General features: G+C 71.5%; 22 protein-coding genes and 1 pseudogene. 9 read left to right on the top strand and 14 right to left on the bottom strand.

What is annotated here, in order from left to right; translation table 11 throughout:
• Positions 1–36: 36 nt before the first annotated feature.
• From ACIOMQ_RS06670 to ACIOMQ_RS06630, 9 genes are all read right to left on the bottom strand, one after another.
• On the bottom strand, positions 37–831 hold the full coding sequence (locus ACIOMQ_RS06670; protein ID WP_401754830.1) for a DUF2785 domain-containing protein: 795 nt from the start codon (positions 829–831) through the stop codon (positions 37–39).
• A 280-nt stretch (positions 832–1,111) separates the two neighbouring features.
• Positions 1,112–1,795: an RNA polymerase sigma factor gene (locus ACIOMQ_RS06665; RefSeq protein ID WP_402188125.1), complete on the bottom strand. Its 684-nt coding sequence runs from the start codon at positions 1,793–1,795 to the stop codon at positions 1,112–1,114.
• Between the two features lie 87 nt (positions 1,796–1,882).
• On the bottom strand, positions 1,883–2,692 hold the full coding sequence (locus ACIOMQ_RS06660; RefSeq protein ID WP_362192970.1) for an enoyl-CoA hydratase/isomerase family protein: 810 nt from the start codon (positions 2,690–2,692) through the stop codon (positions 1,883–1,885).
• On the bottom strand, positions 2,689–3,819 hold the full coding sequence (locus ACIOMQ_RS06655) for a cytochrome P450 (RefSeq protein ID WP_362193721.1): 1,131 nt from the start codon (positions 3,817–3,819) through the stop codon (positions 2,689–2,691). Before ACIOMQ_RS06655 ends, ACIOMQ_RS06660 begins: the two co-directional genes overlap by 4 nt.
• A gap of 327 nt (positions 3,820–4,146) precedes the next feature.
• Positions 4,147–5,538, bottom strand: a complete 1,392-nt coding sequence (locus tag ACIOMQ_RS06650; protein WP_401262235.1) for a cytochrome P450 — start codon at positions 5,536–5,538, stop codon at positions 4,147–4,149.
• Between the two features lie 102 nt (positions 5,539–5,640).
• Positions 5,641–6,231, bottom strand: coding sequence for an ATP/GTP-binding protein (locus ACIOMQ_RS06645; protein WP_362192977.1), 591 nt, complete (start codon positions 6,229–6,231; stop codon positions 5,641–5,643).
• Positions 6,206–6,580, bottom strand: coding sequence for a DUF742 domain-containing protein (locus ACIOMQ_RS06640; protein WP_362192980.1), 375 nt, complete (start codon positions 6,578–6,580; stop codon positions 6,206–6,208). The genes ACIOMQ_RS06645 and ACIOMQ_RS06640 overlap by 26 nt, the downstream gene beginning before the upstream one ends.
• On the bottom strand, positions 6,577–6,981 hold the full coding sequence (locus tag ACIOMQ_RS06635) for a roadblock/LC7 domain-containing protein (RefSeq protein WP_362192983.1): 405 nt from the start codon (positions 6,979–6,981) through the stop codon (positions 6,577–6,579). The genes ACIOMQ_RS06640 and ACIOMQ_RS06635 overlap by 4 nt, the downstream gene beginning before the upstream one ends.
• On the bottom strand, positions 6,978–8,219 hold the full coding sequence (locus ACIOMQ_RS06630; RefSeq protein WP_362192986.1) for an ATP-binding protein: 1,242 nt from the start codon (positions 8,217–8,219) through the stop codon (positions 6,978–6,980). The genes ACIOMQ_RS06635 and ACIOMQ_RS06630 overlap by 4 nt, the downstream gene beginning before the upstream one ends.
• A 500-nt stretch (positions 8,220–8,719) precedes the next feature.
• On the opposite strand from ACIOMQ_RS06630, the gene ACIOMQ_RS06625 reads away from it, so the two are divergent.
• The 7 genes from ACIOMQ_RS06625 (at position 8,720) to ACIOMQ_RS06595 (ending at position 15,240) form a co-directional block, all read left to right on the top strand.
• A complete protein-coding gene (locus ACIOMQ_RS06625) occupies positions 8,720–9,721 on the top strand; it encodes a GlxA family transcriptional regulator (RefSeq protein WP_402188122.1) in 1,002 nt (333 codons plus the stop codon).
• A gap of 191 nt (positions 9,722–9,912) precedes the next feature.
• Positions 9,913–10,665 carry an MBL fold metallo-hydrolase gene (locus ACIOMQ_RS06620; protein WP_362192992.1) on the top strand — a complete coding sequence of 251 codons (753 nt, stop codon included), beginning with the start codon at positions 9,913–9,915 and terminating at the stop codon, positions 10,663–10,665.
• A gap of 345 nt (positions 10,666–11,010) precedes the next feature.
• The gene (locus tag ACIOMQ_RS06615; RefSeq protein ID WP_362192995.1) at positions 11,011–11,217 is read left to right on the top strand and encodes a hypothetical protein; all 207 of its coding nucleotides are present in this window, start codon (positions 11,011–11,013) and stop codon (positions 11,215–11,217) included.
• 234 nt (positions 11,218–11,451) lie between these two features.
• Entirely contained in the window at positions 11,452–12,321 is an 870-nt protein-coding gene (locus ACIOMQ_RS06610) for a JmjC domain-containing protein (RefSeq protein ID WP_362192998.1), read from the top strand.
• A 35-nt stretch (positions 12,322–12,356) separates the two neighbouring features.
• Entirely contained in the window at positions 12,357–13,235 is an 879-nt protein-coding gene (locus tag ACIOMQ_RS06605; protein ID WP_362193002.1) for a JmjC domain-containing protein, read from the top strand.
• 212 nt (positions 13,236–13,447) lie between these two features.
• Complete coding sequence (locus ACIOMQ_RS06600) at positions 13,448–14,509, top strand: helix-turn-helix transcriptional regulator (protein WP_362193005.1); 1,062 nt, start codon at positions 13,448–13,450, stop codon at positions 14,507–14,509.
• Between the two features lie 266 nt (positions 14,510–14,775).
• Positions 14,776–15,240: a hypothetical protein gene (locus ACIOMQ_RS06595; protein ID WP_362193008.1), complete on the top strand. Its 465-nt coding sequence runs from the start codon at positions 14,776–14,778 to the stop codon at positions 15,238–15,240.
• A 68-nt stretch (positions 15,241–15,308) separates the two neighbouring features.
• Here ACIOMQ_RS06595 and ACIOMQ_RS06590 read toward each other — a convergent pair whose 3' ends face one another.
• The 3 genes and pseudogenes from ACIOMQ_RS06590 to ACIOMQ_RS06580 all read right to left on the bottom strand — a co-directional run.
• Positions 15,309–15,539: a hypothetical protein gene (locus ACIOMQ_RS06590; RefSeq protein WP_362193011.1), complete on the bottom strand. Its 231-nt coding sequence runs from the start codon at positions 15,537–15,539 to the stop codon at positions 15,309–15,311.
• Between the two features lie 203 nt (positions 15,540–15,742).
• On the bottom strand, positions 15,743–15,970 hold the full coding sequence (locus tag ACIOMQ_RS06585) for a helix-turn-helix transcriptional regulator (RefSeq protein ID WP_362193014.1): 228 nt from the start codon (positions 15,968–15,970) through the stop codon (positions 15,743–15,745).
• 366 nt (positions 15,971–16,336) lie between these two features.
• A pseudogene (locus tag ACIOMQ_RS06580) lies at positions 16,337–17,182 on the bottom strand (LysR family transcriptional regulator); the annotation flags it as partial.
• A 159-nt stretch (positions 17,183–17,341) separates the two neighbouring features.
• Between ACIOMQ_RS06580 and ACIOMQ_RS06575 the strand changes: the two are divergent.
• Together ACIOMQ_RS06575 and ACIOMQ_RS06570 are read left to right on the top strand one after the other, a co-directional pair.
• Positions 17,342–17,737 (top strand): PadR family transcriptional regulator, encoded by a 396-nt coding sequence (locus ACIOMQ_RS06575; protein WP_402188120.1) that lies wholly within the window; start codon positions 17,342–17,344, stop codon positions 17,735–17,737.
• Complete coding sequence (locus ACIOMQ_RS06570) at positions 17,734–18,321, top strand: HAAS signaling domain-containing protein (RefSeq protein WP_362193020.1); 588 nt, start codon at positions 17,734–17,736, stop codon at positions 18,319–18,321. Before ACIOMQ_RS06575 ends, ACIOMQ_RS06570 begins: the two co-directional genes overlap by 4 nt.
• 84 nt (positions 18,322–18,405) lie before the next feature.
• On the opposite strand, the gene ACIOMQ_RS06565 is transcribed toward ACIOMQ_RS06570, so the two are convergent.
• Entirely contained in the window at positions 18,406–20,868 is a 2,463-nt protein-coding gene (locus tag ACIOMQ_RS06565; RefSeq protein ID WP_402188118.1) for a CHAT domain-containing protein, read from the bottom strand.
• Positions 20,869–21,012: 144 nt separating this feature from the next.
• Positions 21,013–23,052, bottom strand: a complete 2,040-nt coding sequence (locus ACIOMQ_RS06560; RefSeq protein WP_402188116.1) for a hypothetical protein — start codon at positions 23,050–23,052, stop codon at positions 21,013–21,015.
• Positions 23,053–23,251 lie beyond the last annotated feature (199 nt).

The raw sequence follows: 23,251 nt of genomic DNA, 5'->3' as shown, positions 1-23,251 counted from the left end.
GCCCGTCAGGCTCGGTGGGCCTCCGGCGTGGAAATGTCAACCGATGGATTTCGCATCATTCGCCAGCACTTCAACAATCCGCCGCTTGACCAAGTCGCGGTGCGGAAGCTGACGGGACGGTTGCCCCGGCTGCGGTGAGACGCCGAGGTCGGCGAGAATGTAGAGCATCCGCAGGGTGCGTAGTGCGTTGGAAACGTACGTCGGAGTGGTGCCCCGAGCCACGGCCCGCAAGTCGGCACCGATTTCGTCGAGCCAGGCGACGGATTGATCCGCGGTGAGCTTCGGGTTGGTGAGAGTCAACGCAATTGCACGGGCGAGCCGGTCGTCTTCCCGTTCGGCGTACAGGTAGTCGGTGGGCGCGACGAGCCGCGCGGTAGCAATGTCCAGCATTTCGACCGGTTCGACATCGCGGTGGCAGCCGAAGGCACCGAGCAAGTCGGCGCCGTGTGCCACAGCGTGCAGCCACCCCAGACGCGCATCGTGTCCGCGCAGGTCACTCTCTGCGGGGTACCAGCGGACGAACGCGTTCGTCCATTCCCGGCAGAAGTCCCCGCGGTTGACGATCATGGCCAGGACCAGCGGCGCGAACGTGCGGGCCTGAATCTGCGCATCGGCGAAGCGGGCCGCCATTTCATTGCCCAGGCGGATCCGGCGGTCGCCGTCGATGAAGTCGCGCTCGATCCAGGTCCGCAACACGCCGTACGGGTAGCTGTCGCGCACCTCCGGGTCCGGATCTCGCAGACACTCCGCCAACTCCGCGGTGAGCTCGTCCAGGTCGCTCCCCGGGGGCAGAGCACAATCGGCCGAGTAAATTTTGTACCAATCAGTCATGATCGGCGAGGTTAGCTCGCCACGCGCGGTGTGCCCAGCCATTAATTGAGGGTCTTCCTCAACTGGGCCATACGAAGCCGCCCTTGCCGATGCTTCCTCTCCATACCCGTGATGAGGGCCACCCGACGAGCCGCGCTGAGATGCCGGACGTTGATGCGGCATTCACGGCCTCCTACTGCATCGGCAAGAACTGTTGCAGCACCATCGACAGAGGCAGCGTGAAACCGCGAGCGTCTCATTTTCCGTGGTCGCTCCGGAGGAGTTGAGCCAGAACCCAAACTCATGAACAGAGCCAAGCTGGGGAAGCCGGAGCGTTCCTCCACGCACATCGATCAACAACGTGACGTCGCTGGGTCAATGTGTCACTTTCCGAAGCGAAGGGGGATGTGACGCCACGGTGACTCGCGTTACGAGTGGTGATGGCGCTCGTGAAGGTCACCGTGCCGCGCTTGACGACGCCGCCGTCCTCCCGCACCTGGACCGTGCCGGCCGGGATGCCGAGCGCCTCGGCGGCGGCCGTGTACTCCAGGCCCTCCCACAGGCAGAGGGCGAGGACCTCGCGCTCCGGTCTGCGCAGCGCGGCCAGAGCGGTGAGTGCGGCCGCGAGGCGCCGCCGGTCGTCGACCCGGCCGTCGACCTCCTCGGCGTGGTCGGGCACCGCCGTCTCGGCCCGCGCGGCGGCGGTGGCCGCGGCCCGGTAGCGGCGGTTGCTCCGGGTCTGGTTCCGTGCGGTGTTGGTGGCGATGCCCAGCAGCCAGAGGCGTAACGAGCCGCCCTCGTGGTCGACCCTGCCGCGCAGCCGCCAGGCCTCCATGAACGTCGCGGCCATCACGTCCTCCGCCGTCGCCCAGTCGGCGGTCAGCCGGAACGCATGGTTGCAGACCGTGCGGGCGTAGCTGTCGAAGAGCTCCGCGAACGCGCTCGGCTCCCCGGCCCGTACCCGGGTACGCATATCTGTGCTCACCCCCCTCAGCTGTCCGGCACCCCGGGGAGGGTTCCCGTGACCTGCGTCACGGAGTGAGCGCGGTCGGGCTCGTGGGCACGGAAGTCTCTAGCGCACCGCCCCGGTCCCCCGGGCGTCGCGGTTCCGGCGGGTCGCGGCCGCGACGGTGGCCATCAGTTCCGCGTCCAGGACCGACGGATCGGCCAGTCGCGTCGGGGCGGCGTACGAGTTGAGCAGGGCCTTCGTGACGCGCAGGGCGGCCTCGGGGCGGCGCACGATGGGCTTGGTCCACGCGGTGACCGCTTCGTCGAGGGCGTCCTCGGGGACCACGCGCTGGAGGACCGACAGTTCGTACGCCTCGGCGGCGTCGAACGCCCGCCCGGTCAGGATGAGCTCGCGCGCGCGGGCGGCGCCGACCTCGTGGATCAGCCGGGGCAGCACGCCGCCCCAGGCGGTGGGCAGTCCGAGGGCCAGTTCCGGCAGCCGGAAGCCGGCGGTGTCGGCGCCCACGCGCAGATCGCAGGCGAGGGCCAGCGCCAGGCCCGCGCCGATCGCCTTGCCCTGGATCCTGGCGACGGTGACGGCCTGGCCGGTGGAGATCGCCTCGCAGACGCGGCGGGCCTTGTCGCCCGCGACCCGGATGCCCCGGCCGGTGGGGTCGTCGTCGAGCCAGTCGGCGAACTCGTTGCGGTCCCCGCCCAGGCAGAAGTCGTCCCCGGCCCCGCTGAGCACCATGACCCGGACGTCGGGGTCCGGTACGGCCAGGACCGCCAGCAGGTCGTCCAGCATCGCCTCGGTGACCGCGTTGCCCGTGGCGGGGCAGTTCAGCTCCACGCGCAGGACGGGGCCCTCGCGCAGGGTGCGTACCGTGCGCGGCCGTCGGTACGGGGGCAGGTAGTCGGGGAGCGAGAGCTTCATGCCGCCACGCTCATCGAGGTCACGCGCCGGAAGACCAGACGGGACGCATAACTGGGCCGGGTGACGGCGCGCAGGGTGGGGAAACGTTTCACGAGCTGGGTCAGCAGCGTTCGTGCCTCAAGGCGGGCGAGGGCCGCGCCCAGGCAGTAGTGCACCCCGCCGCCGAAGGTGAGGTGGGTGCCCGTGCGCTCGATGTCGAAGGCGTCCGGATCCGCGTTGCGCCGCGGGTCGTGGTTGGCGGCCCCGTACATGACGTGGACCATGCTGTCCTTCGCGATCGGCACGCCCGCCAGGACGGTGTCCTCGGCGGCGACCCGGGTGTTGATGTGGATCGGCGGGTCGTACCGGAGCGCCTCGTCGACGGCGGCGTCGATGTACCCGGGGTGCTCCGCGAGCCAGGCCCACCGGCCCGGCTCCCTCAGCAGCAGCCCCACCATGGCCGACAGCAGCGTCGCGGTGGTCTCCAGCGAGGCGATGGTGACGAACATGGTGAGCCGGTAGAGAATCTCGTCCGCCGTCTCGCGGTCGGGCTCCCGCGCGTCCCAGCTGTGTATCCAGCCGGTCAGGACATCGTTGCCGGGGTTGGCGCGGCGCTGTTTCAGCAGCTCGGTGAAGTACGCGCGCAGCTGCACGGTCGCCTCGGCGGACACGGCGAGCTGGCTCTTGGTGGGCAGCAGCTCCTGGGCGTGCACCTGGTTGTGGGTGATCTCCAGGATGTGGGCGTAGTCCTCGGGCGGGATGCCCAGCCAGGAGCCGATGGTGCTGATCGGGAGCTGCTCGCTGACCGTGCTGACGAAGTCGGCCTCGCCCCAGGCCAGCTTTTCGGCCAGCTCGTCGAGCAGGCGGGTGACATGCTCCTCGACCTGCGGAGCGAGCCGCTCGATGGTCGAGCGGTCGAAGAGATTGCCGAGGCTGCGGCGCTGGCAGGTGTGCTCGGGCGCGTTGAGGCGGGAGAGCGTCCTGGTCATCTCCTGGGTGGCGACCGCGTCCCAGCGCTCGGTGTCGGCCTGGCGCTCCTGCCAGGCGAAGTCCGGCGCCAGCCAGTTTCGGCCGCGAAGCACCTCGCTGCACACGTCGAACCCGGTGACGAAGTACGCGTCCCACGGAGCGCGTACGACGTCTCCCATGGCTCTCAGCTCGCCCAGAAGGGCGTAGGGATCAGCCTGCCCTTCGGGTGATTTGAGACGTCTCAGGAGGGAGATGAGGGCACGCCGGTCGACGGGGGGCCGGTCGGTGCCACATATAGCGCTCACGCAGAGTTCCTTGCCCTGGGCTCATGGTTACGGCCAGAACCTACCCCTCCGCATCTCTCCGCCAAGCGTCGATCTCTGTTGCCCGTATCACAGGGAAATGTGCCGCCGACCCCTTGTCGTATGCCCGGTCGCCCTCAAGTGTGCTGCCCGGTCGGGCGAGTTATGCGTACATGCCGCCTGAAAACCAGTCACCCGCCGCCGTCATACGCGGAACACGTCCAGGAAGGAACTCCACCAGCCCTTCGCCTTCTTCGGTTGCTCAGCGTGGTCGTACCGCGCGGCGGGAGCCTCCTCCGGGGTGGCGATCCGGGACGAAACGGGCGACTGTGTCGCGGCCTTCGCGGCCTGGCGCGGCGCACTCGGGCTGAATCGCACCGGCAGGGACACCATCGCGCGGTGGAACGGTCCCGGCCGCCACTCGATGCCGGAGGCCGGGACGGCGAGAGCCAGGTCCGGCACCGAGTTGAGGACCTTCTCGATCGCGGTGAGGGCGATGAGCTGCGCGGGAGACTTCGCCGGGCAGACGTGCGGACCCGCGCCCCAGGCCAGATGGGCGCCCTTGCTCAGGGTCTGGCGGGCGTCGGTGAGCGCGGGATCGCTGTTCGCGGCGGCGAAACTGATCAGTACGGGGGTGTCCGCCTTCAGCGTCACGCCGCCCAGGTCGATGTCCTGGACCGGGAAGTGCGTCGCGTAGTTGGCGATCGGCGGGTTGTTCCACAGCACGTCGTCGAGGGCGTCCTCGACCAGCAGCCCCGTACCGCGCCGCTGAGCGTTCCCGGTGTCGTCCGACAGCAGGAGGAGCAGCGCGTTGGCTATGAGGTTGCGTTCCGGTTCGATGCCCGCGCCCATCAGCATCACGAGCTGGTCCTTGAGCTCCTCGTCCCGCAGACCCGCCGGGTGCTGGATGAGCCAGGAGGTGATGTCCTCGCCGGGCTGGCGCCGCTTGAGCGCGACGAGCTCCATCAGGCACTCGGTCAGCTCGGCGTTGGCCCGCAGTACGTCCTCGCCGTCGAAGATCGCGGACATGCTGCGGGTCAGCCGGTCGCCGATCTCACCGGGGCAGCCGAAGAGCTGGTTGAACAGCAGCAGCGGCAGAAGCTTGGCGTAGTCGCCCAGCAGGTCGGCGGAGCCGCGTTCGATGAACTGGTCGATGAGGTAGTCGGCGATGCGCTCGACGTCCCGGCTGAGCCGGGTGGTGTTGAGCCGGCCGAGGCTCTCGGTGACCGCCTTGCGCAGGCGCAGATGCTCGGTGCCGTCCGTGAACAGGCAGTTGGGCCGGTACGCCATCATGGGCAGCACCGGGCTGTCGAGCGGTACACGGCCCTCCCGCAGCGCCGCCCACCGCCGCGAGTCACGGGCGAAGTAGGAGGGGTTCTGCAGGACCCGGAGCGCGGCCTCGTGCTGCACGATGAGGGTGGCGTCCACGCCGGGTGCCAGCTCGATCGGAGCGGCGAGCCCGTGCGCCCGGAACTCGTCGTACACACGCTGCGGATCGGACGCGAACTCCGGCCCGTAGAGCGACTTCTGCCGCTCACCGTGCATGGGGCACCCGGTGGGGGCGCTGTACGGGGCGGCTCCCGGATGAGAGTCCATGTGTGATTCCTCGATGTGATCGCGGGCCTCGCGGGGCCCGGACGGTGGACGGAAAACGGGGACGGGACCACCCGTACCGAAGGACGGCGGACGGAGCGGGGGTCAGGCCACCCGGGCGAGAAGGTGCTGGACCAGGGTGATCAGGGCCTGCGCGGACGAGTTCTCGTCCCGGGCGTCGCAGTACACGACCGGGGTGTCCGGCAGCAGGTCGAGGGCCTCGCGCAGCTCCTCCTCGGCATGCCGGGAGTACGGGTCGAAGCTGTTGACCGCGACCGCGTACTCCAGCCCGTACGTCTCGACCAGGTCGATCACCGGGAAGGTGTCGGCGAGACGGGCCGGGTCGACGAGGAGCAGCGCACCGAGCGAGCCCCGGGCCATGTCCTCCCACAGCTCGACGAAGCGCTGCTGGCCCGGCGTACCGAACAGGTACAGCACCAGCTCGTCGCTCAGGGTCAGACGGCCGAAGTCCAGCGCGACCGTCGTGGTCACCTTGTCGGGCGCGCCGCGCAGATCGTCGATGTGCGCGCCGGCCTGCGTCATCCGCTCCTCGGTGCGCAGCGGAGTGATCTCGGAGAGGGTGCCGATGAGCGTCGTCTTGCCCACGGCGAAGTGTCCGACGACGAGGATCTTCGCCGCACGCTGCACCGCGTCCGGCACATAGATGTTCTCAGCCGAACCGGACCTGGAGTCCATGCAACACCTCTTCGAGGATCTTCCTGTCAACGAGCTGGGCCGGCGGGGGCGCCTTGCGGCGGATCAGATGACCTTGTTCCGCTAAGTCGTTCAGCAGCAGCCGCGCCACTCCGACCGGCTGGCCGAGGTGGCCCGCCACCTCGGCCACCGACAGATAGCCGCCGGAGCACAGCTCCCAGATCGCCCGGACCTCGGGGCTCGGGTTCGGGGGCCGCAGCCGGTCGGGCGCGATCGTGACCAGGGTGACGAGGGAGAGGTCTTCCGCGTCGGGCAGGCCGCGGCCGCCCGTGATGACGTACGACCGGACGAACCCGCTGCTGACCGACTGCTCCTCGCCCGGCGCCGTCATGCGTCGCTTCCGGCGTTCTGGCGGGGCGGCGTGGTCATCGCCTTCCCCAGCGCGGTGACCTGCTGCTGCATGCGGAAGGACATGGCCTCCATGTCCACGTCGGCCGCGGCGGCCGCCGCCAGGTAGGCGCCGGTACCGGCGGCGATCAGGAAGATCCAGCCGTGCTCGTACTCAAGGAGGGTCTGCCGCCAGCGGCCGGGGGTCTGGGCGCCGATGAAGGGGGCGACGGCCCGGCTCAGCGACTGCATGGAACTCATCGCCGCCGCCACGGTCTCCGCGTCGTCCCGGCCGATCTGGCTGGAGTTGGCCAGCAGCAGGCCGTCGGCGGATACGAGGATCGCGTGCCGGGCGCCGGGTACCTGGAGCACATCGTTGAGCACCCAGGAGAGATCGGGGTTCACAGGATCTCGGGTCCTTCCATCGTCGTCTGGTCACGTCCGGACCGGGTTCCGCGCTGGAACGCGCCCAGGCGGGAAGCGGTCTCCTCGTTGCTGCGCGCCGGCCCGGGTTCGGTCGACGGCACCACGGACACCGGGCTCTTGCGACGACGCTTGGGCAGGCCGCCTGCGGTGGTGAAGGACCCCGAGGGCTGCGGGGCGGAGGCCGGCTGCGCGGCCGGGGGGAACAGCGGGGTCGGGGCCGGCGCGGGCACGTGGCGCTGGGGGAGCGCCGCCACGTCCGCGTCGTAGCCGCCGTTGGTCATCGGGGCCGCGGCAGCGGCCGGGGGTGCCGGCGCGTCGCCGGTGAGAAGCTCGTCGGGCAGGAGAACCACCGCGCGTACGCCTCCATAGGGGGATACGGAGTCCACCGAGACCTTGAACCCGTAGCGGGAGGCCAGCACGCCGGAGACGGCGAATCCGAACTGCGGGGGAATGCCCAGGCTGGAGACGCTGATCGCGGCCTGAGGCGCGAGGAGGGCCGCCGCGCGGTCCTTCTCCTCCTGGCCCATGCCGAGGCCGGCGTCGTCGACGATGAGGCAGACGCCCATCGGGACGGCCTGGATGTTGATCTCCACCGGGGTGCCGGGGGCGGAGTAGTTGGTGGCGTTGGCCAGCAGCTCGGCGAGGACCACCGCCACCGGCTCCACGGCCTTGCTGACGACGGAGAAGTTGACCTGCCCGTTGACCCGGACCCGGTCGAACTGCCGGATACGGCCCTGGGCGCTGCGGGCCACGTCGAAGACGGACGCGACGGTCTCCCGGCGCCCGAGCCAGCCACCGCACAGCACCGCGATGCCCTGTGCCCGGCGGCCGAACTGGCTGTTGGCGTGGTCGATGGCCATCAGGTCGGCGAGCATCTGCGGGTCGTCGCCGTACTTCTTCTGGGCGTTCTCGATGACCACCTGCTGCTCGTCCGCGAGCCCTTGGAGGGTGCGCACGGCCGCCTTGAGGACGGCCTTGGTCTCCTCCTCGGCGTCCTTGCGGACCTCGGTCATCTCCGCGGCCTGCCGGTGCAGAAGACCGGTGTGGGCGACGTGGAGCTCGTCCCGCTGCCGTTGCAGCGCATCGCGCTCGCCCCGGAGTTGGGAGTTCTGTCTGCGAAGCCCGGTATTGGTCTTGCGAGCCCGCAGGACGGCACCGACAGCGACCAGTGCTACGACAACCAGCGCCCAGAGGAGCGGGCCCTGTGCAAATGTCATGAGACTCACTTCAAGTGCCATGGCTATGGAAACGGCTTGACGCTCCCTCATGTGCCGCACGGGCCGGGCTGGCTGAGCCACGGCCTGTGTCACGCGGGGAAGCCTCCGAAAGTGGGGCCGAGGAACCCATCCCTCCCGGAATGCCCCCGTATGCCATCAGCCCACTGGAAGTAAGATGATCTTAGCATCGGCCTGTTGGGTAAATGTCAAGACCGACACGCCAGTTGCACGCTTGACGCGGAATGTTCACATCCGGGATGAGGGGCGGCGCCCCCTCCGCCCTGGCGGACGCCTCGGTTTTGCGGGGTGAAATGTGACGATTGCTCAGATCTGTCCGGGGTGCCCCGCGGTAGGGGTCCGCTGCCCGAGGGGGCTGTCGACGCGCGAGCGGGGTCGTTCAGAACGGCCGGGAAGCCCGGCTCGATGCCCGAATACCGCTGTCCGTATGTTGCAGAGATCTGTCATTGCGGACATTCCGGCCATGGGTGAAGGTTGAGGGCATGAGCGATTCCCCTCCGATCCCGCATCTGGTCGTGATCCCGGTGTTCCCTGGAGTCAACGCACTCGATGTGACCGGACCGGCCGAGATCTTCGCGCTCGCCGCCCGGATGCCGCCCGCGGGGCGGGCGCCGTACGAGGTGCGGGTGGTCGGCGAGCGGCCCGGCGACGTGGCGACCTTCTCGGGCGTACGGCTCGGCGTCGACGGGACCTTCGCCGAGGAGCCCGGGAGGCCCGGCACCGTGCTGGTGCCCGGCCGGATGGACATCGGTCCGCAGGGCCCGGTGCCGCGGATCGACGAGGCCGTGGTCGCGTGGCTCCGCGCGGTCGGGCCGGAGGCCGGCCGGGTCGCCTCGGTGTGCGCGGGCGCGCATGTGACGGCGGCCGCCGGGCTGCTCGACGGCCACCGGGCCACGACGCACTGGGCGACCGCCGCACGCCTCGCCGCCGAGTACCCGGAGATCGAGGTCGAGGCCGACCCCGTCTTCGTACGCTCGGGACGGATGTGGACCAGTGCCGGGCTCACCTCGTCGATGGACCTCGCGCTCGCCCTGGTCGCCGACGACCACGGGGACCGGGTCGCGCTGGAAGTGGCCCGGATCATGGTCATGTACCTGCAACGGCCGGGCGGGCAGAGTCAATTCAGCGTGCCGCTCGCTCAGCAGGCGGGAAGCCGGGACGACGTACGCAGCCTGCGCCTGTGGATCGGTGCGCATCTGGACGCCGATCTGTCGGTGCCCGCACTGGCTTCCAGACTGGCGATGAGCGAGCGCCACTTCGCGCGGACCTTCCACACCGAGACCGGCAGCACGCCCGGTGCGTTCGTCGAGGAGATGCGGCTGGAGGCCGCGCGCAGACTTCTGGAACGTACGGACCGGGTGCTGGACGACGTGGCGCGCGCCTGCGGTTTCGGCTCCGTGGAGACCCTGCACCGCGTCTTCCGCGATCGCCTCGGCACCACGCCGGCCGCATACCGGCGCCGCTTCCGGACCTCCGCGCACTGACGCCGCGACTCCGGGCCGGCCCCGGGTCCCCGACGCCGCAGGACATCGGCGCCGCATCCCGTGGCGTCGAGCACTCCCGCACGCCGCGATACGGCGACGCCGACGTCACCGAGGCGCCGACGTCACCGAGGCGCTGACGTCACCGAGGCGCCGACTCAATCAAGGCGCCGACTCGACCAAGGAGAATCACCTTGAAGATCACCGTCACCCACCTGGGCACCGCGACCGTCCTGCTGGAGATCGGCGGGCTGCGCCTGCTCACCGACCCGGCGTTCGACCCCGCACCCGCCGTGTACCACCACGGCCCGGTCACTCTGCGCAGCACCGCCGGGCCCGCGATCGGCGCGGCCGAGCTCCCCCACGTGGACGCCGTGCTGCTCAGCCATGACGAGCACCCCGACAACCTGGACGCCACCGGACGCGGACTCCTTACGGGGCGCCCCGTACTCACCACCGTCAGCGGCGCGGCGCGCCTCGGGGGCGAAGCCCGCGGCCTGGCGCCGTGGGAGACCCGGACGCTGGCCATCGGCGACAGGACCGTACGGGTCACGGGCACGCCCGGCCTGCACGGTCCGGTCGGGGACGTCACCGGCTTCGTCGTCGAGGCGCCGGGCGAGGACGAGGCCGTCTACGTCTCCGGCGACACCGTCCACATTCCCGAGCTCGACGAGATCGGCCGGCGCTTCACGATCGGCACCGCCCTGCTGCACCTGGGGGCGGCGCGTATCGAGGCCTTCGGCGGCGGCGAGCTGATCACCATGGACGGCGCCCAGGCCGCGGCCCTCACCCGCTCGCTCGGCGCCCGCAGGGTGGTGCCGGTGCACTACGACTCCTGGGAGCACTTCACCGAGGGCCGCGAGCAGGTCACCGCCCGCTTCGCCGAGGCCGGTCTCGCGGACCGGCTCCACTGGCTCACTCCGGGGGTCGCCGAACCCCTCGACTGATACGGGGCACGGCCCGCCGCCGCGGTGCCGTCGGCGAGCCGACGGGCCACCACCGACTGAAACCCCGCGCCCGCGTCCGGGCCCAACCCAGGCCCAACCCAGGCCTGAACCCAGGCCCGAACCCAGGCCCGAACCCGGGCTCAAACCCGGGCTCAAACCCCGGCCCAGGACGCGGTGTCACGGCGTGCCTGCCCGTCCCGGGACCTCGGGTCACGTGCATGCGGGAGCGGGCTCTCGTCACTGTCGGCGAAGGCGGGCGGAATCCAGTATTGAGACCAGCCAAGGGGAAACGCCCCAGGCAGAACCCCGGTCCTCACAGGGCCGGCCGAAGTCACAGGAGATCTCATGAACCTCTCGCAGAACACCGCCCAGTCGACCGACGCCCAGACCAAGACCGGCCTGACCCTGTCCCGCAAGGCCGCGCTCGGTGTCGCCGCGGCCGCGGTCATCGGCGGCTCGATGTTCGCCCCGAGCGCCTTCGCCGCGACGGACTCCGCGCCCAGCCACTCCGTCGAGGCGGGCTGCGGCGACTGCTACCCGGACGTCATCTGATCCCGGCAGTCGTCCGACTGATCCCGGTCGGTCGACCCCGGTAGTCGTCCGACCGATCCCGGTCGGCTGATCCCGGCAGTCGTCCGACTCCGATGGTCGCCCGACCCCCGGAGCCGTCCGACTCCCGCGGTCCCTTCGGATCCGACCCGACAGCGCCCTGACGGGGCCCGCCTGCCACCCGGCCGGCGGGCCCCGCAGCCGGAGCGTGAGCAACGTGAGCAAGGAGAGTGAGCCGTGAACTGGCTCGAACGCTGTGTTTCCGACGCGGAACGGTTCCTCCGTACGCAGTGGCGCCAAGGGCCCGTCGTGCTGCGGCCGGACGATCCGCCCACCGAAATCCTCACCCCCGCCGACCTCGACGACCTCATCGACTCGGGCGCCCTGAGAGTGCCCTACGCCGGACTGTTCACGAAGGCGGGCGCCGTGCCGGAGGCGGCCTTCTGCCCGCCCCGTGTGGTGGCCGGGCGGTATCTCGAAGGCTGGCTCGACCCGGAGCGCGTACGGACGCTGATCCGGGAGGAGCAGGCCACCCTGCAACTTCGCTACGTCAACCACTGGTACCCGCCGGTCCGGCAGCTCACCACGGGCCTCGCCGGGCAACTCGGGCGGCTGGCCGAGGCGTTCTGCTTCTACTCGCAGCCCGGCCGCTTCGGTGCCGTACACCGCGACGACGGCGACATCCTCGTGCTCCAGCTCAGCGGCGCCAAGCACTGGCAGGTGTTCGGCGGCCCCACCGACGCGGGCTGGCAGCCCGTACGGGAGGACGACCCGGGCCCGGTCCTGCTCGACACCGTCGTACGGGCCGGCGAGGTCCTGTACGTCCCGAACGGTTACGCCCACACCGCGCAGGCCACCGAGGACGGCCCCTCGCTGCACCTCACGATCGCGCTGCGCGAAGCCGGCGCCGGGCACCTGCGCGCGGAGCTGCAGTCCCTGCTCTCCTCCGGCCTCGCCCTGCCCGCCCGCCCCCTCGACGACGCGGATCTGACCGGGACGGCCGCCGCCCTCCTCGACCACTTCCGCGACCGGCTCGACAGCGCGAGCGCCGAGTCCCTCGTGCACAGCGCCCGCCTGCACGCGTACAGCAGCCGCCCCACGGCCTGAGCGGCCGGAGCACCCGACGGAGAGTGAGAACAACGATGGACTGGCTGAAGCGATGTGTCCGGGACGAGCAGGAGTTCTTCGCCGCGCACTGGCGCCGCGCACCGGCCGTGCTGCGCCCCGACGACCCCCCGGTGGACCTCCTGGACACCGCCGAACTCGACGGCCTGCTCGACGCCGGGCTGCTCAAGGTGCCCTACATCGGGCTCGTCCACGAGGACAGCCACGTACCCACCGAACGGTTCTGCACGCCGCGGGTGGTGCTCGGCGAGGTGGTCGAGGACTACGCGGACGCGGAACTGGTGCGCCGACTGGTCGACGACGAGCGGGCCACCGTACTGCTGCGGTACGTGGACCAGTGGCACCGGGGTGTACGGGCGCTCACCACGGGCCTCGCCGAGCAACTCGGCCGCCAGGTCGAGGCGTTCTGCTTCCGCACCCCCGCAGGCACCCAGGGCCGCCCCCTCCACCGCGACGACGCCGACGTCCTCGCGATCCAGATCAGCGGGGAGAAGCGCTGGCGCGTCCACGCCGGACCGGCCGACGGCAACTGGGAACCGGCCAGGGAGGACGGCGACCCGGGCGAGGTACTGCTGGAGACCGTCCTGCGCCCCGGCGAAGTCCTGTACGTGCCGCGGGGGTTCGCGCACCACGCGGACGCCGTGGGCGACGCACCGTCCGTCCACCTCTCGCTGACCGTGCGCGAGGCGGGCACCGCGAACCTGTACGCCCTGCTGCAGGCGTTCCTCGCGGACGGAGCCGCGATCCCCGGCCGGCCGCTCGACGACGAGGCGCTCACCGATGCCGCCGAGGCACTGATCGGCCACACCCGCCGCACCCTGGCGACCCTGACCCCCGAGGCGCTGGTGGCCCACGCACGCGACGCGATGCGCGCGACGATGCCCGCCGCCGCGTGACCCGTCCGGCCGGTGCCGGCACCGGCGCCGGTGACTGAACCGCCGCGCAGCCCGCAGTCCGCAGCACACAGCCCCCGAAGCCCCGTGCTCGGGGGCTTTTGCGCAGTCCTGACGCGACAAGATCTTTTCTGCCTGGCCCTTCTGCCTATTCTTGCCCGGGGCATCCGATGCGCCGGTCGGCACCACCCGTCAGACGGCGACGAGGGGGGTACGTGGAAGGGCAGGAGCAAGTACGCACCGGGCCGTTCGAGGCGGCCCGGGGGCTGGGCGAGAACGACCTCGCCGTGTACGGCTGGGTTCTCGAACACCGTACGGGCGACCCGGAGGCCGTGTCCGAGGCCACCGGGATCGGCCCCGAGGAGGCCGCACTGAGCCTGGAACGGCTGCGGCTGGCCAGGCTGTTGCACGCGCAGGACATTTCCGGGAGCTCCCGGGCGCTGTTCGCCGTCGCGCCCGAGACCGCGCTGGCGCAGCTGGCCGCGCCCGTGGAGGCGAAGATACGCGAACAGCAGGACGGCCTCGCCGGTATGCGCCAGGACCTCGGTCCCTTCGTCGCGTGCTACCACCAGCGGCATTCCCGCAGCGAGTCGTTGGAGCTGCTGGAGAACGTCCAGGACGTCCGCAACACCCTCAACCAGGCGTCGAACCGCTGCCGCAAAGAGGTGCTGACCAGCCAGCCCGGCGGCGGAGCGCGGGATCCCGAGGCGATGCGGGAGGCGCTGGTGCGGGACCAGTCGATGCTGGAGCGCGGCATCCAGCTGCGTACGCTCTACCACCACACGGCCCGTTTCAACGGCCCCAGCCAGGCCTACGTGGCCGCCGCGTCGGCGCTGGGCGGCAAGTACCGCACCGCGCACGAACTGTTCGGCCGGCTCATCGTCTTCGACCGCGAACTCGCCTTCATCCCCGTACAGGACGACAGCTGGGGCGCCGTCGTCATACGGGAGCCGTCCACGGTCATGTACCTCTGCGAGATCTTCGAGCAGGCCTGGGACCGGGCCACCCCGTTCGCCGATGCCGTCAGCCAGGGCCTGGAAGAGGTGTCCCGGGAGATCCACGAGACGATCGTCCGGCTGCTCGCAGCGGGCCTGAAGGACGAGGCCATCGCACGAAGACTCGGCATGTCGCTGCGTACCGCACGTCGGCACATCGCCGACATCATGGAGGAGCTGGACGCCGCGAGCCGCTTCCAGGCCGGTGCCCACGCCGCGGCCCGGGGGCTCCTGGCGAACCCCGTTCCCGTAGCCGAGGCGCCTGACGCCCCGGTCGTCTGACGGCCCGGTCTCCTGGCGGTCCGGTCGCCCGGCGGCCCGGTCCCCTGGCGGCCCGGTCCCCTGGCGGTCCGGTCGTCCGGCGGTCCGGTCTCCTGAGAGCCGTCGGCCGGCGGTCGGCCGACGGCCGTGCCTCTCGCCGGCCGGTCCCGTTCCCCGGTAGCGAACTTACGCGACTGGCCCGGGGCCGTCCGGTGTCGGATGCTGTCAGCAGAGTCCGTGCGGGACGCTTCCCGCACGGCGCTTCGGCGGCGACTACGAGGAGGGACATGGACGGCCGGCCCCTGGCACCCCCGGCACCCCGGGCAGAGAGTGAAGGCAGGCTCCATCTGCAGGAGTTGCTGCTGTTCCTCTCGGTGCACCTGGACCGGGCGCCCGGCGTGATGTGGCCCGAGTACGAGCATCCGGCCTTCGGCAGCCCGGAACGACCGGAGGCGCTCGACGGCCTGGCCGCCGAACTCGGCCTGCGTACCGGCCTGGTCGCGAACAGCGGCCGGGCCACTCGCACGTGCGACGGTGCGCGGAACCCCGCCGCACATCTGGTGATCCATCAGACCGAGGGCACGGGGTTGTGGCGACTGCGCGGCGACCGGACCGACGGCGGCGCGGGGGCGTTCCGGCACCGCCTGCGGTCGGGCGAGGTCCTCTACATTCCGGCGCGCTGGTCCTGGACGGTGGAACTGACGCCGGGAGCGCAGTACGTGGTCACCGACCTGACGCCGCCCGGCGGTTAGGCCCGTACCGGCCCCTGCCGGCCCCTGTCGGTCCCATGGGCGCCGGGGCCCCATGGACGCCGGGGGGATCAGCCGCCCCATGAGGTGTCGCACGGGGTCACCACGCCCTGGCCCGTCGGCTCCACGTCCGAGAGGTGCCATCCGGTGGCCGGGTCGCCCGTGGCCTCCTCGGCGGAGACGGGCACCGACTGGAGCCCGATGCCGCCGCAATCGAGGTCGGCGGCGTACGCGGGGGAGCCGGGCTGGAGGACCAACAGGGCGGCGGTGGCGGTGAGGAGCAGGGCAAGGCGCTTCGGCATGATTCCCCCCAGGGACGTGGTGTGGGGCCCGCCGTTCCGGCGGACCCGCTCCGTTCGTGCGGTGTGTGACCACACTGGCCCAGGCCCGTCGCGCATGTACGGGAGCGAGCCCCTCACCAAGGTGCGTGACCGCAAAGTGAAGGGGGCTCGAATACCCCCGAGGCGGTGGAAGTCCGGCGAATCTCCGGGCCGTGCGCGCCCCCTCAGGTCAGGTAGCCCCGCTGCATGGCCAGCACCACGAGCTGGGTCCGGTTCGTCGTGCCCGTCTTGTCGCGGAGCCGGCGCAGATGGGTGTCGACCGTGTGCGGGCTGATGCCCAGCCGACGGCCGATTCCCCAGTAGGTCTCGCCTCCTGCGAGCAGCGTCAGGACCTGGTGCTCGCGGGGGGTCAGTGTGGGCTCGCAGACAACGGTGTTCAGGGCGTCCGGCATGGCGGGCTCCTCCTCGTCGACGGGTGACCGGCGGGCGCCCTCTTGGGGTGGGCCCGTCCGGACATCCACCACATTGGGCCACCCGCGAACCCGCCCGCGACGGGCCGGACGCCTCATCAACCTGCCTGACAGCAAAGCGAGGTGGCGACAAAGGGGGACGAAGCGCGCCACGTCGTCGCGGGCCCGGCCCCGTTCGGTGGTCGCCCGATGCCTGATGCCCGATCCCCGATGAGCCTTCACCGAAGCGCAACCGGAAGCCGGCGAAGCACGGCCAGGAACCGGCGAAGCGCAGGCGAAAGCCGCCGAAGCGCAGCCAGGAACCGGCTCCCGCTCCCCGCGTGAAGCGCTGACGGTTTTCTCCCCTGCTCAGTTGGGCTTGTCGTCCCGGCGCCTCCGGCGCGGTCCGTCGGCGCCATCCGTGACGGTGGCGAGAGCCTGTGAGAAGGCGCGGATGCGTGCGGTCTCGTGGTTCCGGTGCCACACCAGGCCGAGATACGAGTCCGCGAGCCCGGTGAGGGGCACGAGGGTGATCGCGCGGCGGCCGTAGTAGTCGGCGGCGGGGCGGCAGAGAAGCATGGCGCCACGGTCTGCTTGCATGAGGGCGAGGCCCTCTTGAAGAGTGGTCGCCGTGGGCCCGGCGGGGATCGCGAGTCCTTCGGGAGTGGTGCTCGGGGCTTGCGCGCGGCGCCAGTACTCCGGCGCCGCGCCATGGACGCTGATGAGCGGGCAGGCGGCGAGATCCTCGGCGCTCAGACTGCCGCGTCTCGCGAGGGGGTGCCGGGAGGAAACAGCCAGTGCCTGCGGCTGTTCGGAGAAGACCCGCCCGAGAACGAGGTCGCTCTCCTCGACCGGCAGGAGGACCACGGCCGTGTCGACCTCGCGACGGTGGATCGGACCGAAAGGGTCGGAGAAGGGGATCTCCACGATCTCGGTGGCACAGTCGGGGTGTCTGTTCTGGAAGAGCGCCATGGCGTCCATGACGTGGTCGTTGGCCGTGCCCTGGAAACCTATGCGGAGGACCCCTTCGACGCCTCTGGCGACCGTACGGACGTCATCGAGCGTCGTCAGTATCGCGTCGAAAGCGGGACGCAGCCCCTCGTGCAGCTGCTCCCCGAGCGGGGTGAGCCGTACGCGACGGCTCGTGCGCTCGACGGGCCGGGCGCCGATCCTGTTCTCCAGGGCGCGCAGCAACTGGCTCACACGGCTCTGGGTGCAAGGTGCTGCGGCGTGCCTCCCCGGCGCTGGAGGTCATGCGGTCGCCCTGTGCGGGTGCTGCGACATGCCTGCCCGGCCCTGGAAGCCGTGCGCTTGCCCAACCCCGATGCAGGTCGACTCGCCATGTAGGTCGACTCGCCTGGTACATTGCTATGCATGGAACGCGGTAAGGCAAGTCGCCAAGCGCCGGAGAAGGTCGAGAGCCAGCTCCGCAAAGGGGTTCTGGAGTACTGCGTCCTGGCTCTGATGCGCGCCGGGCCCAAGTACGGGGTCGAACTGCTGAGCGAATTGCAGGGCACCGGCACCCTGGCGACCAGCCAGGGCACGGTCTACCCGCTGCTGTCACGGCTGCGGCGGGACGAACTCGTCGTCACCACCTGGCAGGAGTCCGCGTCCGGTCCGCCACGGCGTTACTACGAACTGACCGAGTCCGGGCACGCGGCACTCGCGGAGTTCGCCGGCATCTGGCCAGGGTTCCGCGACGCCGTCGACCATCTCCTCACGCCTACCACCGGGCATCGGCACAATCCCGCAAAGGACGAACACTCATGAAGACCGACGACACCCTCGTCCGGGACTACCTCGCGGCCGTCGACCGCGAGAGCGCGGCGCTGCCCCCGGCCGCCCGCCAGGAACTTCTGGCCGACCTGGGCGAGCACATCGAGGTCGCGCTCGCCGAACGGCCCGGCGGCATCCGCGAGATCCTCCGCGAAGTGGGCGACCCGCGCACGATCGCCACCACAGCACTCCAGGAGCTCGGCCACACCCCCGACACGCGCGCCCACAAGCCCCGCCGACGCCGCTCCCCGGCATGGCTGCCGATCCTGCTCCTGCTGGTCAGCGATGTCCTGCCCTATGCGGGAGGCTTCGTCCTCCTGGACTGGCTCTCCGTCGCCATCAAGATCACCGCCATAGTGATGGTGTGCCGCTCCCGCCACTGGAGCGCGCCCCAGAAGTGGATCGGCCTCACCCTGACCGTCCTCGTCCCTGTGGCCATGCACATCGCCTGGTACTTCCTCTTCGTCGCCCCCGACAACACCGATGTCACCGAGACGTGGCGCTGGACGGCCGTCGCCCTGGTGCTCGTCCTGACGGCGGTCGGCTCCGGGTGGCTGTGGCGCACCAAGCGCTCCTGACCGCGCCCCTTTCTGCTTTCGCCTTCCCCCTTTCCCTCTTTCCCCCTTCGGCTTTCACCGGCAGCCCTGCTCCCGAGCGGTGCGTCACCTGCCGACGTGGAGATGGGATGCCCAGCGCGTCGGAACTCTGCGATAGGCGTGGCGGAGCCTGCGCAGGGCATGGTGCAGGGCGAGCGCGATGTGGTCGGTGTCGGGGGTGCCGTCGGGCCGTTGCGGCAGGTTGTCGTACACGTCGACGGCGATGTCGGCAGCGGCGTCGTCGGCGACGGGCCAGAGGGTGCCGATCACGTGGCGGTAGCCCGCGATCTGGAAGGCCGAGGTCAGATGGATCGCCTCGGCGGCGAACCGGGGGCCGGTCCGAGCGGTCTCGCAGGCCGACAGATAGGCCAGGTCGGCGGTGAGGTTCAGACGGGCGATGTCCCTGATGCTCAGCGGCCGTTCGAGATGGTCGTGGACGAGGAGGCGGCCGGCCGAGGGGTCGGCGGGGTCGTTCACCGCGTGGCAGGCGAAGTGCGCGAGGGAGTGGTGCGGCAGCTCCGCGAGGACGCGGGAGGCCGTGGCCTCCGGCCCGGTGAGCGTGAGCGCGTACGGGTAGTGGGAGGTCAGCTGCCGGAGCTCGCGCAGGGCTCCGTCGAGGGCGGCGGCCCCAGGGGTCCGCGGCATCGAGACCGCGAGAACCCCGCCGCTGCCGTGACCCGACCGCGCACGGGAGTGGGCGAGCGCCCGGATGGTCGGGGTGTACGAGGAGACGGCCCGGTCCATGACCGTGCGGGCCGGACCGGCACCTTCCCCGTGCTGGCCGGCGGCGTGCAGGGGAAGGGTGCTCAGCAGCCCGCCCGGCGACCACCAGATCCGGGGCCAGGGCCGGCCCGGTGCGGGTTCCGAGACCAGGCCCAGGGCGTCCAGGACCGGTTCGGCGACGACGTCCCACAACCAGCCCAAGGTCTCATGCACCGGCTTCTGGGCCGTCAGCCGCTCCAGCACCGTGCGCGCGGGGTCCTGGCTCGCGTCGACGGCCTGGGCGAAGGACTCGCCGCGGGTGCGGGCCGCCGTCTCGGTGAGGCCGGCCAGCGGCACCACCTGGATCCGGTCGTGGTGCAGCACCAGCGCGTCGCAGCGGAAGTCACTGGTGTTGACCACGACGACGGGGCCCTCCACGGCCTGGGCGCACAGCTCCGCCGTGGTGGGCGGCCGAAGGAACCCCTCGAAGCCCGGCAGCCGGCGGATGTCGTCGAGCAGCGCGTCGAACTCGGCTACCGCGCGCCGGCGCTCCTCGGCGGCCCGCCGGCTCAGGCCGCCCGGAGGCACCGCCGACCCCCCGGGGAACTCGGTGCCGGGTCCGTCCAGTCGCAGGCGCAGCGCGGTGAGGCGGTCGGCGAGTTCCGGTTCCGCGCGGCGGAGTCCGGTCACATCGGTACGGATCTCCAGCGCCTGGGCGAGCAGGAGACCGCGCCCCGCCTCCAGCAGCCGCAGTGCCCGCTCCGGATCGTCCAGGCGCAGGGCACAGGCCGCCGCGTCCGAGGCGAGTGAGGCGAACCTGCCCAGCCAGTTCTCCTGGGTCCTGCGCTCCTCGTACCGCGGCGCGACCGCCGGCAGCAGGCCGATGGCGTACTCGTAGGCGGCGCACGCCCGGGTCCAGGCGCCCGTCTCCGCGTGGCAGCGCGCGAGTTCCTCGGCGGCGACCACTCGTGCGCTCGGTGTGAGGACGGGATTGCGCGCCGCGTCCTCAAGGGCCACGCGGGCTTCCTGGAGCGCCGACGTGTCCCGTGCCACCGCATGGCGCAGCACCAGGGCACGGCCGAGTTCGAGCAGGACGACCCCGCGGACGGGGGCGCTGTCCGGGGCCAGTGCCGCGGCCTCACGGTGGCAGTGCAGGCTCTCGTCGAGGTCGGGCAGGCCGGCGGTCAGCCGGAAGCGCTGTTCGAGGGCGCTGCCCAGTTTGTGCAGGGCGAGTGCGCGCTCGACGCGCAGGGGCGGGGTGGCGTCGAGGGCCCTGCGGTGGGCGTCGACGGACTCGTCGAGGTCGGTGGCGTCCCCGGCGCGCCGGTACCGGGCGTCGAGCGCCTCGCCGAGGCTGCCCCAGAACCGGTGGAGGCTGTGGTGGTAGCCGCCGGCCGTGCGGGCGGCGTGCCGGGCATGCGTCACGGCCTCGTCGAGTACATCGGTGCGGCCGCTGCGGGCGTGGTAGTGCCCGAGGAGCGCCGAGGCCAGGTTCGAGTGGAACAGCGGCAGGTCCCGGTGGTGTGCGGGCGCGCGGCGGATGGCCTCGCGCGTCGTCTCGACGGACTCGTCGATGTCGGCCAGCGCCCCGGTCAGCTCGAAGCGCCGGGACAGCGCGTTGGCGAGGATGGACAGCACGCCGGGGTGCCCCTCGTCATGGGGGTCCGTCGCCGCCACGGCCTCTCGGGCGACGCGCAGGCAGTCGTCCAGGTCGTCCGGGTTGCCTGTGTGCTCGAAGAGCCGCCGCAGGGCCCTGCTCCGGCCGGCCAGGGCGTTCGCGCGGTGCGATGCGCCGGGCACGGTGGACCGGACGGCCTTTTCGGACATGTGTACGGCTTCGTTCAGGTCGCCCGGGTCTCCTGCCGAGTCGTAGCGGCTCAGCAGGGCCTCGCCGAGATTCAGCAGCGCGAGCGTGTGGTCGTCACCCGCCGCGCGCCCGGCCTCGATGGCGGCGTCCAGGTCGGCCGCCGCTCAGGTTCGCTCGTGGCGCATCCCCAGGGCTGCCGCCAGGTTCGCCTGGTAGCGGGGGCGTTCGGGATCGTCGGGGGCGGCGGCCCGTGCCGCGGCGCGGGCCGCGTCGATGTGCAGGCCGAGGTCGCCCAGGTCCTGGGTGCGGGTCTGCCGGAGATGCCGGATGTCCGACAGGAGGGACAGATGGCGGACCAGGGCGGGGTCTCTCCCGGGCGTGGCGTCGACGGCTTCCTGTGCCGCGCCGACGGCGGCGTCCAGGTCCGTCATGCCGCCGGTCAGCTCGTGCCGGGCCCGCAGCAGCACCGCGAGGTTGGCCAGCCGCCCCGCACGCCGGGGCGCGTCGGCCGACGTGGCGCGGACGGCCGCCCGCACCTTCTCGACCGCCTCGTCCAGCACGGCGGCGTCGCCGGTGATCTGGAAACGGCCGTACAGGGAGAGGCCCAAGTCGTTGAGCACCTTGGGTTTTTCCGGGTCCCGGGGATCGTCGGGCACGGGGGTCTGCTCCGACCTGCGCCAGTGGTCGATCCATGCGCTTGCGTCGCGGAGGTCGTCCGCGTACTGCTGCCTGCGCAGCCGCGCCCGCTCCAGCTGGGAGGCCATCTCTTCCCGGGCCGGGTGGTCGGCCGGAATGCCCCCGGCCGCCTCCTCCATGGCCTGGATCGCGGCCTCCAGGTCCGCCGGATCGCCCGAGATCTCGGACCAGGCCATCAGAGCCGAGCCCAGGGGGGTCCGGATGTCGGACTTCCTGGCGCTGTCGGGCAGGGCGTGGGCGGCGGACCGCAGGAGCCGGATCGCGGCCTTCAGGTCGGCGGAGTTGCGGGCCCGGTTGAACCGGTCGCACAGCGCCCTGCCCAGCGCGCCCTCGGTGACCGCGTGGAGCGGATGGCTCGGGGTGATCGCGCCCAGGGCGGCCCGCCCGGCGTCGATGCAGGCGTCCAGATCGTGGGAGCTGTCCGTCAGGAGGTAGCGGTTGCGCAGATCCTGGCAGAGGTTGTTGAGCGCCGGGAACCGCAGCGGATGGTCCGCCGGTACGTCCCTGACGATGGACTGGAGCGCACCGATCGACCGGTCCATGTCGGCCATGTCTCCGGCCCGCTGGCCCCGATTGGCCAGCGCCCCCGCCAGGTTGAAGACGTACCGCTGCCGGAGCGGGTCGCTGGGAACGGAGGCGTCGACCGCCCGCTGAAGGACGTCCACCCCCTCGTCCAGCGCGGCCGGTTCCTGGTCGCGCTGGTACTGGTTCAGCAGCGCGCCGCCCAGATTGGACAGCCGTTTCGCGTATTCGGGGTCGTCTGCGCGGGTCAGGCCGACGGCCTGCCGGCAGACGTCGAGTCCTTCCGTCAGATCTTCGCGGCTCCGCGAGGCCATGTACCGGTTGAGCAGCGCCCCGCCGAGGTTCGACAGGAACATGGCTCGCGCCGGTGCGGCGGAGGCGGCCGTGCGGACCGCCTCGCGCAGATGCGCGATGGCCGAGTCGAGGGTGTCCAGGTCGCCCGCGCGCTCGTAGGTGTTGCGCAGAGCCACCCCGAGGTCGCTGAGGATGCCCGCCCGGTCCCCGTGCCCGGCGGGCACGAGGCGGAGTGCCTCGGTGAACCGGAGCACCGCCTCCGCCAGTGCCGCAGGATCCCCGGTGGCCAGCGCGCGGTGCAACTGCTCGATGCCCAGGCGGTGTTCGGCACGGAAACGAGTGTCGACGCCGTCGTCGGCCTCCTGGAAGTGGACCGCGAGATCGGCCGGCACGGCGTCCGGCCGGACCATGTGCACCATGCGCAGCAGCGGCACCGCGATCTCCAGGTCCTGAGCGCCCTCGTTCTCGGGGAGGAGCCGGGCGCGCAGCCAGTGCAGCATGCCCACCGCGTACAGGACGTCCGTCTCGGCGAGCGCCTCTTTCACCAGCGCCAGGAGCCGTCTGGCCTCCGCCCACGCCTCGGCCGCCAGGACCGGTCGCCGGTCGCCCGTCTCCTCGTACCGGCGGAGACGGGCCAGGAGACCGGCCGTCAGCTCGTCACGGAGCGGGTCGTGGTCCGGTGTCGCACTCACTGGATGTTCCCCCCGGCAGATCGAGACGGGCTGCAGCGGCACGATTACCCTACGGGTCCGTTTCGAACCACGAGGGGATCGTGAGGCAGGGAGAACCGGCCGCGAGGCCGGACCGGATCACCGCCCTGTGCGAGGAAGTCGCCGCCGGAATCGGGGACATCGCGCAGACCGCACCGCTGCTGCCGCCGCTGCTGCCACT

The sequence above is a fragment of the Streptomyces sp. NPDC087845 genome (assembly GCF_044742755.1).
GTDB lineage: Bacteria > Actinomycetota > Actinomycetes > Streptomycetales > Streptomycetaceae > Streptomyces.
This window is presented reverse-complemented; position numbering and strand designations above follow the sequence as displayed.